Below are 16,144 nucleotides of genomic sequence, written 5' to 3' on the forward strand. Positions count from 1 at the left end.
ATCGCCTTCAACGAAACGCCCCCGTCGGCGAGCCGGCGGGGGCGGACAGAAAAGCATTCAGAACCTTCAGGTATCGCGCTCCGAAGGCGAGCCAGAGCGTCGAGGCCGCGCACCGCCAGTGGCTCGCTTCGGCCTAGCCGCGTTGAAGAGACCACGCACCCGTTCAAGACGCGCCGCGGCACGCTCGGAAAGCTCTCCACTGGCGGCCAGCACATGAGCGATTTGCTCCAGGTGGGCATCAATCTGTCTGGCGCTCTGTCCCGCCAGCAACGTCGGAATCGCCTCCAGGGCAGCCTCGCGATCCTGCTTGAGGATAAAGAACTGCTCGCGCACCAGATGCTTGAAATCGGCGAGCTGAATACCCGGCTCCAGCTCGGCCCGTGATGCACGCAGCCGCTTGAAGTTGCGTTCGTCGCTGGCCGGCGCACCGCCAAGCACATAGATCACCGAACGCATCACCGCTTCGTGATCTCCGCCCTCGGCAATCTTGTCATGGGCGGTCTGGCGTCGCTGCTCGACGAAGCGACGGTGCTCGGGCTCGTCGCCCGGCCGGCGGCGCAGCGCTTGGGTGTCACCGCCCAGCCCCACCAGCGCCTGCAGAACGGGCTGTCCGTAGAATGTCAGAAACCCCTGTTCAATGAGGCCATTGCGATAAACCCGCCAGGCATCCAGGCTTTGGGAGATGCTGGTGGACATCACCTCTTCCAGGGCGCGAAAGACATTGTCGTCGTCGACCGGGTGACGCTCGCGCCGCACCCGCTCAGCCAACACCGGCACCGCCCCCATCAGTGGATTGCGATCCGACAACAGGCGATAGCCCAGGCGGTTCGGATGCATGCGCCGCATCCAGCGTGCCGACTCCGGGGTTGCCATGGCCTGGACCCAAGGCTGCCCGAAGAGCCGATAGAGCCCCAGGTTGATCTCGGACAAGCGCGCCACCGCGGCGAAGCGTCGCTCATCGTCCGGCCGATACTGAACCTCTCGATCGAGATCCTCGATCTCACGGCGCTGGAACTCGAGCAGATAGTCCCGCTCGATCAGTTCGGCATCCGAATGCGTCTCGGCCGGCGTCACCGTGGTTTCGTAGAGCCCCGGCGGCAACACATCGATATAGTCCATGTTGGCGGTGAATTCAGTGTGCTCGCGACGCGACACGCTGCCCGAGACGAAGATACCGAGATGGCCGGTGCTGTCGTGCACGCAATAGACGATGGTCTGCTCGTTGGCGACGATAGCTTCGGTGTCCTCGTAGAGGTCCCGCACCCAGCCCAACGCCTGGGGCGGCGGCGTAATGTCGTCGCCCCGGGAGCAGAACACCACCACCGGCGAGCGCAGGTTGCGCAGGTCGATGCGCCGGCCATCCGAGGTGACCAGTTGAGCGGTGGACAGCCGGTTGCCGACGAAGAGGTTGTCGACGATGTACTGGATCTCGTCAGCCCCCAGCACTACGTGCCCACCCCACCAGCGCTCGAAGTCCAGATAACGCCCGGCCTCGGTGTCGACATTGGCATAGAGCCGGTACTGCTTGTCCCACCAGGTGTTCGCCGGATTGAGGCGTTCGAAATTCTGCACCAGCCAGGCACCATCGAAGAGCCCGGCTCCCAGATCGCCGAGCAGCGCGGTTATCCAACTGCCGCCGACCAGCCCGCCGGTATAGCGCATCGGCGCGTGCCCTCGCTCACCAGCCCAATAGGACAAGGGCGCGCCGGCGATCAGGATGGGGCCGAAGATGTCAGGCTCCAGGGCCGCGGCCATCATAATCTGCCAACCAGCCTGGCAATTGCCCACCACCATGGGTTTCTCGGACGTCTCGGGATGACGCGCGACGACATGACGCAGAAAAGTGACTTCCGCCTCGATCACGTCCTCGACCTTCTGGCCCGGCACGGGAAACGGCAGAAACCCGATGAAGTAGCATGGATGCCCGGCGCGCAGCGCCACACCCACCTCGCTGTCCGACTTGAAGCCGCCGATACCGGGGCCGTGCCCGGCACGCGGGTCGACCACCACGAAGGGCCGACTGTTCGGGTCGGTCTCGACGCCCTCCGGCGGCAGGATACGCAGCAACTCATAATTGACGGGGCGCGGCAGATCACGTCCATCGAGCAGCACCTCGGACTCGAAGCCAAGCACATTGGGCTTGGTCTTCTCGATATGCTCGAGATATTGGTTGCCACGCTGGCGCATGACATCCAGGTAGAGCGTCCCGCGCTCCAGGGCATCACCCCAGTAATCGCAGGCGGCACGCCCGAAGCCGAAGGGATCCAACAGAGACATTGCCGTCGACGGCAAGAAAGGCATCATGGCATACATCGCGGTGCTCCATGGCATAAGCCGGACCGGGACCGGCGGGCAACCCGATTGCTGCAATGCAATATAGCGAATCCCGCGTCTCAAGGGAAATGGCGATACCTCATCGGCTCACAGGCAGCGGCTGGCCTCCTCGGGGCCCCACCACTCGGCAAAGATCCGCCAGGCACGCCGCTCGACCTCGCCGGGGCGGCGCCCCCAGACCAGCAGTCGCGACTCGCCACTCTGCTCGCAACGATCGAGCCGCACACCGGGGCCGCCGGTAAAGATGGCGTTCAACGGCGGCTCAAGCCGCCACAGACGCGCCTGTCCGCTGAGCGATACCCGCGACTGGCGTTCACGCAGCGGCTCCCCGGCCAACACGCGAAGCTGCTTGACCAGCGGGTCCAGCCCCACCAGGGCCTCATCGAGAGCTTCGTCGCCGGTCGGGCCGGGCCGCATGTCCATGAAACCGAGTCGATTTCCCGCCACGCGAAAGCGCATCTCGACGAGCCCGACCACCCCGAGGCTGGCCGCGCCACGCGCTGCCAACTCGCCGAGATAGCGGTAACGTTCCACCGTCAATCCACTCAGCGGAGCCACGGCGTCGTCGCTTCGACGCTGGCGAGGCGATAGGTACAGGACGCGACCAAAGCGATCGGCCAACAGAGACATTGCGACAATCTCGCCATCCGACTCCGGCGCCGCCAGGGGAAGACCGGCCTCGCGCATCGACTGGCGCACGGCTCGGCCATTCGCCATGCCCTCCAGCAACGCGGGCTCTGCACCCAGAAAGCGCAACCCCGAATGCCGGCATCGCTTGGCGAGCGCCACCTGTCGGACAACATCGCACTCACCGGGATGCAGGGCATCGCATCCCGCCGCTCGTGCCTCATCGATCAGCGTGGCCTCACCGCCAAGCGCCACCACGGGCCACATACCCAATTCGCTGCAGGCCTGACGTATTCGCAACGCGGCAACGCCGTACCCCGCCACCAAGGGGCGGGAAACCGGAGAGAGGCGCATGGGCATGGATGCTCCTGGATAGCCGTATATCGAGCCTCGATGCTAGCATGATGGGCCGACAGACAGGACGCCACCGCGTCCCGGCTCGATGGACGACCCCATGACCACCCCCAAGCTGCTCAACCGTCTCACCTTCCGCCAACTCCAGGTGTTTCGTGCCGTCTACGAGCGACAATCCTACTCCCGGGCAGCGGAAGCCCTGGGACTGACACAGCCGGCGGTCAGCGCCCAGATTCGCCAGCTCGAACAGGCCCTGGGCCAGCCGCTGTTCAAGTACGCCGGTCGCACCCTGCACATGCTGCCGGCCGCCGATGCCCTGGCCAGCTCGGCGCACAGCATCTTCGAGCAGGTCTCGCGGCTGCAGATGAGCCTCTCCGACCTGGCCGGCACCATCAGCGGGGAACTCAACCTGGCCGCCGTCTCGACGGCACAGTACGTGGTGCCGCACCTGCTGGCGCGCTTTCGGGCCCACTACCCCAATGTCCAGATCCGCCTGCGGGTCTGCAATCGCGCCCAGGCCTTGACGCGACTGGCCGAGCAGCGCGATGACCTGGTCATCATGGCGCGGGTCCCCGAGGATGACGATCTGGTGTTCATGCCGATCCTCGACAACGAGATGATCCCCGTGGTCTGGCCCGGCCATCCACTGCTGGAGATGGAACGACCGAGTCTCGAGGACCTGGCACGCCACTACCTATTGATGCGCGAATCCGGCTCCGGCGTCCGCGGTGCGCTGGAGGAACATGCCGACGCCGAGGACGTCGACCTGGCTCATATCATCGAGATGGGCACCAACGAAGCCGTCAAACAAGGCGTCATGGCGCAACTCGGCGTCGCCGTGCTGCCGCGCCTGGCGGTACGCCTGGAGCTCGAGGCCGGCCTGCTGGAACATCTTCCCCTGCCGGGCTTCCCGCTGCGCCACTCCTGGTGCACCGTCTACCATCGCGAGCGTTTCCCTACGCCGGTCACCGAACTCTTCCTGCGTTTCGTGCGCGATCACCTCGATGAGCTGCATGACCACTTCGCCGCCGATCCCTCGCCCTTGCCCAGCCACGGCGTGGCCTGCCTGCCCGACACCGCGCGACCGTGACCCACCTGTCCAGATGAGTGGCGAATATGGTAAGTTAGCGACCAGCATCCAGACACGCCATGCCCGACGCCGGCCGTCCCGCTTCGCTTGCGCGGACACCCCACGACCGCATGGGCGTGACGCACAGCCGCCGAATGGAGAGGCTTGCAGATCATGAGTAATAAGCAGGTGTCCAGCGGAGAGAAGTACCGCAACGAACACGGTGCGACCGCAATCAAGGACGGCATGAAACAGCGCAGCCAGCAGGAGGACAACCCCTCCCTTGGCCGCAAGCCGAAGTGGCTGCGCGCGCAGATTCCCGGTGGCGAACGCTTCGACGCCGTGAAGCGCAACGTCAACGAACACCGGCTCAGCACCGTCTGCGCCGAATCCCATTGCCCCAACATGGGCGAGTGCTGGAGCAACGGTACCGCCACCATCATGCTGATGGGCTCGGTATGCACCCGTGCCTGCCGTTTCTGCGCCGTGGATACCGGCAACCCCAAGGGTTGGCTGGATACCGAGGAACCCGCGAACACCGCCGAGTCCGTCGAGCTGATGGGCCTGCGCTACGTCGTGCTGACCTCGGTGGACCGGGACGACCTGCCGGATGGCGGCGCGACCCATTACGCCGACTGCATCCGCGCCATCAAGGCCCGCACCCCCGAGGTCGCCGTCGAGGCGCTGACGCCTGACTTCGACGCCGAGCCCAGCGCCATCGAGCGGGTCGTCGATTCTGGCCTCGAGGTCTTCGCCCAGAACGTCGAGACCGTGGAACGCCTGACGCAACGGGTCCGCGACCCCCGAGCCGGCTACCGCAAGACCCTGGACGTACTGGCCCACGCCAAGCGCCACCGCCCCGAAGTGATTACCAAGACCAGCCTGATGCTCGGCCTCGGCGAGACCGAGGAGGAAATCCTCCAGACCTTTGACGACCTGCGTGCCATCGGCGTCGACATCGTCACCCTGGGACAGTATCTGCGCCCCACCCGCAACCACCTGCCGGTGGAACGCTGGGTAACGCCCGAGGAGTTCGAACGCTATCGCCAGCTGGGACTCGAGAAGGGCTTCATGGAGGTTCCCTCGGGCCCGCTGGTACGCTCAAGCTATCGCGCCGACCGGGTCTTCGAGAACAACAACCTGGGGCTCGAGCTGGCCTCACCGGGCAAGGTACCCGGCCAAGCGGAGCAGGAGACGGATCCGAACCTGATTCCCGCCCTGAACGTCGGTTGAATCACGCCACATGACGAAAGACGCCGGCCCCTCATCGGGGCCGGCGTCGTATTAGGCCTACCTATTCCACCTTCTCGCTGCACTACCCTTCCGGCTCAGTCGACGAACAGCAATTCGCGGTCGAGCTCCCGGGCCAGGAAATGAGCCAACCGTGTCGCCACCGTCGGCACGTCCGGCGCCTCCGCCACCAGGTCCGACACGCGCGTCATCGCCATGCCGGCATAGCCACAGGGATTGATGCGCTCGAAGGGCGAGAGATCACCGTCGACGTTAAGGGCCACACCATGAAAACTGGCACCGCGCCGGATACGCAGCCCCAGTGAGGCGATCTTGGCCTCCCCCACGTAGACGCCGGGTGCATCGGGCCTTGCATGTGCCTCCACGCCCAATTCGGCAAGCAGCTCGACGACCGCCCGCTCAAGGCAATTAACCAGTTCGCGCACGCCGAGCCCGGCACGGCGCACATCCAGCAGCGGATAGGCCACGACCTGACCGGGGCCATGATAGGTCACCTGGCCGCCACGGTCGGTCTCGACCACCGGAATATCGCCGGGCATCAGCACGTGCTCCGGCTTGCCGGCCCGACCTTGGGTGAACACCGGGTCATGCTCGACCAGCCAGAGCTGATCCAACGTCGAGGCGTCGCGCTGGTCGGTAAGGTCTCGCATCGCCCGCCAGACCGGCTCATAGGGGCGACGCCCCAGGCGATGCACCTGAATGGCCGCCACGCTCATACCACCATGTGCACGAGCCCGCTGGCCTTGAGCTCAGTGAACAGTGCCTGGAGCTGCGTTTCACTGGTGGCCCGCATCGTCAGCCGCACCGACTGGAAGCGTCCATTGCGGCTATCCACCACCTGGATGCCCTTCGGGTCGAACGCCGGGTCGTGGCGCGTGACCGTCTGGCAGACCATGGCGACGAATTCCTCGTCGGCATCGCCCACCACCTTGATCGGGTAGTCGCAGGGAAAGCTGATCTTCGGCGGCTCGCCTCGCGGACTGGCGGCACTCGGTTGGCGCAAATCGCGCAGGGTCTTGTCGTTCATCCCGCACCTTGGTGAAAGTATCTACCGACATTCTACGCAACCCGCGCCCCACCACCAAGAGTGGGGCACGGCCTGGCCATCCCGAGTCCATGCCTTCCTCAGTCGAAGAAGCCGCCCATCAGATTGGCGAAGAAGCGATGGACCTTGTCGATCAGGCGCTTGAAGAAACCGCCCTCTTCGACGTCTTCCAGTGCCAGCAGATCACGCTGGCCGACGACTTCATCACCCAGGCGTACCTCCATGGTGCCCACGGTATCGCCGCCAGCGATCGGCGCAGTCAGGTCCTGGCGGATATCGAGCTTGGCGGTGAGTTCCTCGCCACGATCCCGAGGAACGGTCATGAAGACATTCTCGTCGACGCCGATCTTCAGCTCGTCCTTGTCGCCGCCCCACACCCGGGAAGTGTTGAGCACCGCGCCCTTGTCGTAGAGCTTCAATGTCTCGAAGTAGCGGAAGCCATAGCTCAGCAGCTTCTGGCTCTCCTGGACCCTCGCCTCCGCGGAGTCAGTGCCCATCACCACCGAGATCAGGCGCATGTCCTCGCGCTTGGCCGACGACACCAGGCAATAGCCCGCCGCCTCGGTCCAGCCGGTTTTCAGGCCGTCCACGCTGCTGTCGCGCCACAGCAGGCTATTGCGGTTGGGCTGGTCGATACCGCCATAGGAGAACTCCTTCTGGCGATACATGCTGTAGTGATTGGGGTAATCGTTGATGATATGACGCGACAGCAACGCTAGATCACGGGCAGACGAATAATGGTTGTCGTGCGGCAGGCCGGTCGGGTTGACGAAATGTGTATTTTCCATGCCCAGCCGCGCCGCATGCTGGTTCATGATATCGGCGAAAGGCTCGGTGCCGCCCGCCAGATACTCGGCCATGGCCACACTGGCATCGTTGCCGGAGACGATGACGATACCGTGCAACAGCTCGCTGACCGGCACTCGATCACCGACCTCGATAAACATCTTCGAGCCGCCGGTACGCCAAGCCTGCTCACTGACAGGCACCAGGTCGTCGGGAGCGATATTGCCCTTGTTGAGCTCACGCTCCACCAGGTAGGCGGTCATCAGCTTGGTCAGGCTCGCCGGCGGCAACCGCTCGTCCGGATTGTGCTGGGCAATCACGCGCCCGCTGCCGGCATCCATCAGGATCCAGGAGGTGGCAGCCAGGCGCGGTGGCGCCGGAATCATGGTCTGCGGCTGAGGCTGTGCCTGAGGCTGGGGCGACGGCTCCTGAGCCTGGGTCGGCGCAGCGACCAGGGAACAGCATGCCAGCAGGACCGGCATCAAGCGGCGGAAGGAAAACGAGCACGACACTTTCATGGATGGCATTCTCTTCGGGTGCATCACAGGATGATCATTGGCTATGGCGCCGATCAATCGGCGCCGTTGACGACAAAGGCCTTGTCGAAGCCCTCGCGGCTCAACTGGCCACGCACTGGGTCGACCTGGCCGGCATGTTTCAGAGGACCGACCTGAACGCGATAAAGCCCGGCGGTGCTGGCAATTCTGACCGGCTGGGACAAGGCCCCTTCCAGCCGATCCTTGAGTGCTTCGGCGTTGTCCGGCGAACCGAGCGCCGCCACCTGCAGGTAGATGGGAGCGCTGGTGTCCCGGCCGTCATCTTGCGCGGCCGGACGCGGCTCGACCGGACGCTGCCTGGCGACACTTGACGACGTGGACTCGCCGCCCTGGCGCGCCTGCCAGGCCTCGGGATCGATGGCCTCGACCCTGACACGACCGGTTCCGTGGTCAAGGATGTCCAGGCGTGCGGCAGCAGCATAGGAAAGATCAATCTCCCGTTCGCTGTGAAAGGGACCGCGATCATTGACCCTGACGATCGCCGAGCGCCCGTTGTCGAGGTTGGTGACCCGGGCATAGGTCGGCAATGGCAAGGTACGATGCGCGGCACTCATCTTGTACATATCATAGATTTCACCGTTGGACGTGGCATAGCCATGGAACTTCTTGCCGTACCAGGATGCCGTTCCCCGACGGTCGTAGCCGCTGGAATCGGACAGGACATGATACGTCTTGCCCCACACCTCGTAATTGGATTTGTTGCCGGCGCGAGAGCGTGGCTCCGAGCGTGGCTCGGCGTCGGCAACCTGGCTGACATCCGGTGGCTCCTGAGGATAGGCGTCACTGGACATCGCATAACGCTCCCCGGTACCGCTATCCGGCGCGGCCGTATCGGTCACCTCCTTCGTCACTCGATTGCCACCATCACTGGCACAGCCCGCCAGCAGAAGGCCCGCACACAAGACACTCCACCAGGCTTTCATGGACGCTCCTCGGACTCGGTCGCCATCGACTCGAACCAGTTCGTCGGCTCGCCGCGCGCCTCGGCGATCGCCTCGGCGAGTTCGGTGACGGCCATGGCATACAGGTAACTGTGGTTATAGCGCGTAATGACGTAGAAGTTGTCGAGACCGAGACGATAACGATAGTGACCGTCGGCAAGCTCCAGGGCCAAGGGAATCACTCGCGTTTCCGGCGACAAGGCATCCTCTGGTGTGATGCCGGCATCTCGCAGCTTACTCACTGAAACGTACGGTTTCTGGGCCTGGTTGAACTCGATACTGGCGGGCGGCTCCGCCGGCCCCTCGGCGTCCAGGTAGATCGGCGAATCGCCCTGCCAGCGGTGCTCGGCGAAATAGTTGCCGACACTGCCGATGGCATCCACCGGGTCGGTCCAAAGGTTGCGCGCACCATCGCCGTTGAAGTCCACGGCATAGGCGCGATAACTGGTGGGAATGAACTGCGGATAACCCATGGCACCGGCATAGGAGCCCTCAAGCTCACCCGGCTCGACGCCCTGCTCATAGGCGATTTCCAGAAAGGCAGCCAGTTCGCCGCGGAAGAAGCCACCCCGGGAGCCATGGTGAAACGCCAGGGTCGACAGGGAGTCCAGCACGCGATGGTCCCCCGTCACCTCGCCATAGCGCGTCTCGACGCCAAGAATGGCAGCAATGATCTCGGGCGGCACTTGATAGTCATGTTGGGCGCGCTCGAAGGCATCCTGGTGCTGATCGATGAAACGCACGCCCTTGGCGATACGCTCCTCGCCCAGGAAGATATCGCGGTACTCGTGCCATGTCAGATGATACTCCGCCGCGCCGGACATGGCGTCCAGCACCTGCTGGCTGAAAGTCGCCTCATCCATGGCCCGCTCCAGCCAGGCCCGATCGACCCCCTGGGCGCTGACTTCATTGACCAGTGCCTTGACATCACCGTGGCGCGGATCGAAGTCTTCGGCCGAAGCCGTAGCACTGGCCAGCGCCAGACACCCACCCGCTAACAGGATCCGTCGCGCTCTTCGCGATATCCTCGTCATCGTCTCTTCTCCCTGAATCCTGAATCCTGAATCACGCATGCTCCTAGCGCGACAGCAGGCGGCGATGCGAATGAATCGCCATGAGAATACCGAAACCGGCCAGCAAGGTCACGCTGGAGGTTCCACCGAAACTGACCAGTGGCAGGGGCACGCCAACCACCGGCAGGATACCGCTGACCATGCCGATATTGACGAAGACATAGATGAAGAAGGTCAGGATGATGCTTCCAGCCAGCAGGCGCCCGAAGGTTTCCTGCGCCGTACCCGCCAGCCACAGCCCCCGGCAGACGATCAGCAGATAGAGGAGGAGGAAGGCCAGCATACCTACCAGGCCGAACTCCTCGCCCAGTACTGCCACTATGAAGTCGGTATGGCGTTCGGGCAGGAATTCCAGCTGCGATTGGGTGCCGTGCAGCCAGCCTTTGCCCCAGAGCCCACCGCTGCCGAGTGCGGTGGTCGACTGGATGATGTTCCAGCCGGCGCCAAGCGGGTCACTCTCGGGGGACAGGAAGGTCAGTACCCGCTGACGCTGATAATCGTGCATGTTGATCCACAGCAACGGCAGTGCCGCGGCGACCAGCACGGCCAGGCCAAGGATAATGCGCCAGGAAAGCCCCGCCAGCAGGATCACGAAGATCGCCGCCGTGGCCACCAACAACGAAGTGCCGAGGTCGGGCTGCCGCGCGATCAGCACCACCGGCACTCCAATCAGCACGGCGCATACCGCCAGCTCCCGCCATCCCGGTGGCAAGGGACGTCGACTCAACCAGGCCGCCACCATCAACGGCATCGCCAGCTTCATCATCTCCGAAGGCTGGAAGCGAATCACGCCGGGAATCACCAACCAGCGCTGCGCCCCCATGCCCATGTCGCCCATGATTTCCACCGCCACCAGCATCAGCACGCCCACCAGATAGGCCGGCAGTGCCCAGCGATACAGGGTGGCCGGCGAGAACTGGGCAATCACCGCCATCCCCCCCAGGGCCACGCCGAAACGCATCCCCTGGGCGATCACCATGTCGAGACTCTGCCCGCTGGCGCTATAGAGTACCACCAGCCCGGAGAGCATCAACAACAGCAGCAACCCCAGCAGCCAGGGGTCCAGATGGATACGCTCCCACAGGCTGCGACGGCGCGACATGCCGCTGCGTGGCGGACGCACGGGATGGCCACGCATGCTCATGGGCAGATCGAACCTTGCCATCTCAGTCTCCTTGCGCCTCGTCACCCTCGGCCGAGTCGTTCGCCTTGCCGCCATGGCGTTCGAGCAGCCAGAAATCGGTCATGGCACGCGCCAGCCCGGCGGCGTGACTACTGCCGCCCCCGGCATTCTCGACAATCACCGACACCGCGATCTGCGGGTCTTCTACCGGCGCGAATGCCATGAACAGGGCATGATCGCGCAACCGCTCCTTGAGCTCATCGGCGTTGTATTTCTCGTCCTGGCCCAACGAGAACACTTGGGCGGTCCCCGACTTGCCTGCCATGCGATACTCGAGTCCGGCGCCGGCGCGACGTGCCGTCCCCTCATTGCCGGACAACACTTTCTCCATGCCCGAGAACACGCGATCCCACCAGTTTTCATTATCAACCTGGATGTCCGGCGGCGTATCCGGCAACTCGGTCGGCAGCGACTCGCCACCGACCTCGAGCGCCAGTCGCGGACGAACCCACTCCCCGCGATTGGCCAGCACCGCCGTAGCGGTCGCCAGCTGCAGGGGCGTGATCTGCAAGTAGCCCTGACCGATGCCCACTGACAGGGTTTCTCCTGGATACCACGACTGATTGAAACGCGTCTTTTTCCATTCACGAGACGGCAACAGCGCCGCCCCCTGCCCATGCACGTCATAAGCGCTACGCTGGCCGAAACCGAAACGCGCCAAGTTGTCGTGGATGCGATCAATGCCCAGCTCATGGGCCAGGGAATAGAAATAGGTGTTGTTGGAAACCGCCAGCGCACGCTCCAGATCGACCCGGCCATGCCCCCAGCGCAACCAGTTGCGATAGCGCCGGTCATCGTTGGGCAACTCATAGTAGCCAGGGTCGTAGATGGTCTCTTCCGGGGTGATCACGCCTTCGCGCAAACCGGCCATGGCCATGAACGGCTTGATTGTCGAGCCGGCCGGATAACTGCCACGGCTAGCGCGATTGAACAGCGGCAAATCGAGATCCTGCTGCAAGGCCCGATAGGAGGCCACATCGATGCCAGTGACAAACTGGTTGCTATCGAATCCAGGCACCGACGCCATGGCCAGAATTCCGCCGGTTTGCGGATTAATGGCGACAATGGCACCACGCCGGCCATCGAGCAACTCGATCGCCCGCTTTTGCAGCGGCTTGTCCAGGGTCAGCCTCAGATCCTTGCCGGGCACTGGATCGGTATGATCTAGCTCCCTCAGAACGCGACCGCGGGCATTGGTCTCCACCTTGCGCAGGCCGGCCTGGCCATGGAGCTGCTTTTCGTAGAAGCGCTCGACGCCGGTCTTGCCGATAAAGTGGGTCCCGGCGTAATTACCACTATCCAGCGTCTTGAGTTCCTCGGCATTGATACGACCGACATAACCCAAGGCGTGGGACATCAATTCGGCATCCGGGTAATAGCGCAGCAATTGCGCTTCCACTTCGACCCCGGGCAGCCGATAGCGATTCACCGCCAGACGGGCGATCTGCTCCTCGTTGAGATCGCTCATCAGCAGTGCCGGCTGGAAAGGCCGCTGGCGCTGGCGCGAACGCTCGCGGAAGGCTTCGACCTCTTCGGCGGGCAGATCGAGCAGGTCGACCAGCAGCGACAATGTCTCGTCCAGGTCATCGACCCGCTCACGCACCAGGGTGAGATTGTAGGTAGGACGATTCTCGGCCAGCAGCTGACCGTTACGGTCATAGATGAGGCCGCGGGTCGGCGGCAGCGGCTCGACACGCACCCGATTCTTCTCGGAACGGGTGCTGAAAACTTCGTGCTGCACCACCTGCAGGTAGAATAGGCGCCCCGCCAGCCCCCCACTCAGCAGAATCACCACGACGGTGGCCAGCAGTGCCCGCATGCGGAAGACGCGCAGCTCCTGTTCGGGATTCTTCAGGGTGTCGCGTTGCTGACGCATGCTAGGTGCTGCCCTCGGGACGCTTGGGGATCGCTCAACGATGGTAAGGGTGGCCGACCATCAGGGTCCAGGCACGATATAGCTGCTCGGCAAGCAGAATGCGTACCAGGGGATGCGGCAGGGTCAAGGGCGAAAGCGACCAACGCTGGTCGGCCTGGGCGGACAGCGAGGGCTCCAGGCCTTCCGGTCCACCGACCAGCAGGGCCACATCGCGACCCTCGAGCCGCCATCGTTCGGTCTGTTCGGCGAGCTGTTCGGTGCTCCAGGCCTTGCCGCCGACCTCCAGGGCCACCCGATATTCATCGCCCTTGAGGCGAGCGCGAATACGCTCGGCCTCGAGGGACATGGCCCGCCGGGTGTCGGCATTCTTGCCCCGGGCACCGGGCGATATCTCCTCGATCTCGAGGGCGAAATCCCGCGGCAGGCGCTTGCGATATTCCTCAACGCCTCGCGTCACCCAGTCGGGCATGCGGGTTCCCACCGCCAACAGACGCACCTTCATGAGGTGCCGTTCGCCTCTTCCTCCAGAGGCTCGCGGCCCTCACTGGGCAGATCCGCCCACAGCCGCTCCAGATCATAGAGATCCCGGGTCTCGGGCATCATCAGATGCACCACCACATCGCCCAGGTCCACCAGCACCCATTCGGCGCCGCTTTCTCCCTCGACGCCCAACGGTGGCATGCCATTATCCTTGGCGGTTCGGATCAGGTTCTCGGCGAGCGCCGCAAGATGGCGATTGGAGGTGCCGCTTGCCACGACCATCAGTTCCGTCACGCTGGTCAATCGGGATACATCGAGTTGCACGATGTCCCGGGCCTTGAGTTCCTCCAGTGCGTCCATCACCAGAGTCTTGAGTGCGTCGATGTGCATACCCTTCGTATCAGCCCTCGTCAGCGGGGAAATCATATTTCTTCATTGTACCGGCTCACGGCCGGCATCGCAGTGCCTGGCAAGAGAAACGCATGAAATTCGCGCACATCGCCACTCGCTCGTGCGCCTCAACGGCCTGTCTCGCGATACAGGCCATGCGCCAGCACATGCGACTCCACCGCCTCGGGCAACAGATAGCGGACACTGTCGCCGCGCGCCAGCCGCCGCCTCACCTCGGTGGCGGAAATGGCCATGCGCGACGGCAACGCCAGCCGCAACAACCGGCCATGCGGCTCGGCCATCAGCTCGGCGACTCTCTCGACCTCTCGACCGGCCAGCAGTTCCCCGAGCGCTTCGGGGCGTGGTGCCTCGTGGTCGGGCCGGTCGATCACCACCACATGCGCCAATTCGAAGAGCCGATGCGGCTCGCGCCATTCAGCCAGGCGCATGAAAGCATCATGCCCCAACGCCATGACCAACCGAGCCTCGGGGCCATAGGCCTCGCGCAGTTCAGCCAGGGTGTCGGCGCTGTAGGAAGGACCACGGCGGGAGAATTCTCGGGCATCGGCAATCAGTCCTGGCGTATCACCGATCCCCAGGCGCAGCAGCGCCAGGCGATCCTCGGGCGCCACCTGGGGCGCATCGCGCAATGGCGAACGAGCCGCGGGTACCATGTGCACGCAATCCAGTGCCAGCGCCTCGCGCAACTCGACCGCACTGCGCAAATGACCGAGGTGTACCGGATCGAAGGTGCCGCCCAGCATGGCGATACGCGGCGGCCGCTGCGCCTCAGCTACGGATCTGGCCATCACCGAACACCACGTACTTGCGTGTGGTCAGGCCCTCGAGCCCCACGGGCCCTCGAGCATGCAGGCGATCGGTAGAAATGCCGATCTCGGCACCCAGCCCATACTCGAAACCGTCGGCGAAGCGCGTGGAGGCATTGACGATCACCGAACTGGAATCGACCTCGGCCATGAAGCGACGTGCCAGACCATAATTCTCGGTAACGATGGCATCGGTATGGCGCGAGCCGTAACGCTCGATATGCGCCATGGCTTCCTCGATGCCGTCGACCACGCGAATGGCCAGCACCGGCGCCAGATATTCGGCCTCCCAGTCGGCCTCGCTGGCCGGCGAGACATCGCCCAGGATCTCGCGGGTCCGCTCGCATCCTCTCAATTCGACCCCATGCTCGGCATAGGCCGACGACAGCCGCGGCAGCAGCGAAGCGGCGAGCGGCGCATCGACCAACAGGGTCTCCATGGTATTGCAGGTTCCATAGCGCTGGGTCTTGGCATTGACGGCGATGGCCAGGGCCTTTTCGGGATCGGCGCTGGCATCGAGATAGACGTGACAGACGCCGTCCAAGTGCTTGATCACCGGAACGCTGGCCTCACGCGAGATACGCTCGATCAATGACTTGCCGCCGCGCGGGATGATCACATCGACATACTCGGGCATGCTGATCAAGCGCCCCACGGCGGCACGATCCGTGGTCGCCACCACCTGCACCGCAGCCGCCGGCAGCCTCGCCTCCTCGAGCCCACGGCGAATGCACTCGGCAATGGCCGCATTGGACTCGCTGGCCTCGGAGCCCCCACGCAGAATGCAGGCATTACCGGACTTGAGGCACAAACTGGCCGCTTCCAGGGTGACGTTGGGGCGCGATTCGTAGATGATACCGATCACGCCGAGCGGCACGCGCATCTGACCGACCTGAATGCCACTGGGCCGCGCACGCAGGCCGTCGATCTCGCCGACCGGGTCCGGCAGTGCCGCGACCTGAGCGAGACCTTCGATCATGCCATTCAGGCGAGCCTCGTCGAGGGCCAACCGGTCGAGCAGAGCGGCATCCAGGCCATTGGCCCGCCCCCGCTCCAGATCCCTGGCGTTGGCGGCCAGCACCTCGGCGCGTGCCGCTTCCAGGTGGCGGGCCATGGCGGTCAGGGCCGCGTTCTTGGCGGCGGTATCGACGCGCCGCATGGCAGTGGCAGCGTCGCGGGCACCTTGCCCGAGGCGCTGCATGTAGGCGTCGACATCGTTGATGTCGGCGGCGCCGATGACGGAGTGTGTGGCGTGCGCAGTCATGCCGTAAAGTATCTCCTGATGGTGGACCGCCGAGCCGGCGGCCGCGCCCTGGCCAAGTCGAATCGGGAAGGAGCCCATACTAAGTCA

Annotated in this window: 15 protein-coding genes; 2 read left to right on the forward strand and 13 right to left on the reverse strand. The window is 64.2% G+C overall.

All coding sequences use genetic code 11. The annotated features are described in order from the left end of the window. Nucleotides 1-66: 66 nt before the first annotated feature. Together FZZ93_RS00775 and FZZ93_RS00780 are read right to left on the reverse strand one after the other, a co-directional pair. Nucleotides 67-2,313 (reverse strand): DUF3141 domain-containing protein, encoded by a 2,247-nt coding sequence (locus tag FZZ93_RS00775; RefSeq protein ID WP_149320425.1) that lies wholly within the window; start codon nt 2,311-2,313, stop codon nt 67-69. A gap of 108 nt (nt 2,314-2,421) precedes the next feature. Next, nucleotides 2,422-3,321 (reverse strand): ATP-binding protein, encoded by a 900-nt coding sequence (locus FZZ93_RS00780; RefSeq protein WP_149320426.1) that lies wholly within the window; start codon nt 3,319-3,321, stop codon nt 2,422-2,424. A 94-nt stretch (nt 3,322-3,415) separates the two neighbouring features. Between FZZ93_RS00780 and FZZ93_RS00785 the strand changes: the two genes are divergently transcribed. Beyond that, the gene (locus FZZ93_RS00785; protein WP_149320427.1) at nt 3,416-4,405 is read left to right on the forward strand and encodes a LysR family transcriptional regulator; all 990 of its coding nucleotides are present in this window, start codon (nt 3,416-3,418) and stop codon (nt 4,403-4,405) included. Nucleotides 4,406-4,558: 153 nt separating this feature from the next. Beyond that, on the forward strand, nt 4,559-5,617 hold the full coding sequence (gene lipA, locus FZZ93_RS00790; protein WP_013331960.1) for a lipoyl synthase: 1,059 nt from the start codon (nt 4,559-4,561) through the stop codon (nt 5,615-5,617). Between the two features lie 95 nt (nt 5,618-5,712). On the opposite strand, the gene lipB is transcribed toward lipA, so the two are convergent. The 11 genes from lipB to FZZ93_RS00845 all read right to left on the reverse strand — a co-directional run bounded on the left by lipB (nt 5,713) and on the right by FZZ93_RS00845 (nt 16,057). Continuing rightward, nucleotides 5,713-6,351: a lipoyl(octanoyl) transferase LipB gene (gene lipB, locus FZZ93_RS00795; protein ID WP_149320428.1), complete on the reverse strand. Its 639-nt coding sequence runs from the start codon at nt 6,349-6,351 to the stop codon at nt 5,713-5,715. After that, nucleotides 6,348-6,662 (reverse strand): HP0495 family protein, encoded by a 315-nt coding sequence (locus FZZ93_RS00800; protein WP_149320429.1) that lies wholly within the window; start codon nt 6,660-6,662, stop codon nt 6,348-6,350. The genes lipB and FZZ93_RS00800 overlap by 4 nt, the downstream gene beginning before the upstream one ends. 98 nt (nt 6,663-6,760) lie before the next feature. Then, on the reverse strand, nt 6,761-7,984 hold the full coding sequence (locus FZZ93_RS00805; RefSeq protein ID WP_407650223.1) for a D-alanyl-D-alanine carboxypeptidase family protein: 1,224 nt from the start codon (nt 7,982-7,984) through the stop codon (nt 6,761-6,763). 53 nt (nt 7,985-8,037) lie between these two features. After that, complete coding sequence (locus FZZ93_RS00810) at nt 8,038-8,946, reverse strand: septal ring lytic transglycosylase RlpA family protein (RefSeq protein ID WP_149320431.1); 909 nt, start codon at nt 8,944-8,946, stop codon at nt 8,038-8,040. After that, the gene (mltB, locus tag FZZ93_RS00815; RefSeq protein WP_149320432.1) at nt 8,943-9,998 is read right to left on the reverse strand and encodes a lytic murein transglycosylase B; all 1,056 of its coding nucleotides are present in this window, start codon (nt 9,996-9,998) and stop codon (nt 8,943-8,945) included. Before mltB ends, FZZ93_RS00810 begins: the two co-directional genes overlap by 4 nt. Before the next feature lie 43 nt (nt 9,999-10,041). Beyond that, nucleotides 10,042-11,202: a rod shape-determining protein RodA gene (gene rodA, locus FZZ93_RS00820; RefSeq protein WP_149320433.1), complete on the reverse strand. Its 1,161-nt coding sequence runs from the start codon at nt 11,200-11,202 to the stop codon at nt 10,042-10,044. A 1-nt stretch (nt 11,203) separates the two neighbouring features. After that, nucleotides 11,204-13,096, reverse strand: coding sequence for a penicillin-binding protein 2 (gene mrdA, locus FZZ93_RS00825; RefSeq protein ID WP_149320434.1), 1,893 nt, complete (start codon nt 13,094-13,096; stop codon nt 11,204-11,206). Nucleotides 13,097-13,130: 34 nt separating this feature from the next. Further along, nucleotides 13,131-13,598, reverse strand: a complete 468-nt coding sequence (gene rlmH, locus FZZ93_RS00830) for a 23S rRNA (pseudouridine(1915)-N(3))-methyltransferase RlmH (RefSeq protein ID WP_149320435.1) — start codon at nt 13,596-13,598, stop codon at nt 13,131-13,133. Next, nucleotides 13,595-13,966, reverse strand: coding sequence for a ribosome silencing factor (gene rsfS / locus FZZ93_RS00835; RefSeq protein ID WP_149320436.1), 372 nt, complete (start codon nt 13,964-13,966; stop codon nt 13,595-13,597). Before rsfS ends, rlmH begins: the two co-directional genes overlap by 4 nt. A 128-nt stretch (nt 13,967-14,094) precedes the next feature. Beyond that, nucleotides 14,095-14,775: a nicotinate-nucleotide adenylyltransferase gene (nadD, locus tag FZZ93_RS00840; RefSeq protein WP_149320437.1), complete on the reverse strand. Its 681-nt coding sequence runs from the start codon at nt 14,773-14,775 to the stop codon at nt 14,095-14,097. Continuing rightward, on the reverse strand, nt 14,756-16,057 hold the full coding sequence (locus tag FZZ93_RS00845; protein WP_149320438.1) for a glutamate-5-semialdehyde dehydrogenase: 1,302 nt from the start codon (nt 16,055-16,057) through the stop codon (nt 14,756-14,758). Before FZZ93_RS00845 ends, nadD begins: the two co-directional genes overlap by 20 nt. Nucleotides 16,058-16,144: the final 87 nt, after the last annotated feature.

This window comes from Halomonas eurihalina, from assembly GCF_008274785.1.
In the GTDB taxonomy this organism is placed as follows: Bacteria; Pseudomonadota; Gammaproteobacteria; order Pseudomonadales; family Halomonadaceae; genus Halomonas; species Halomonas eurihalina.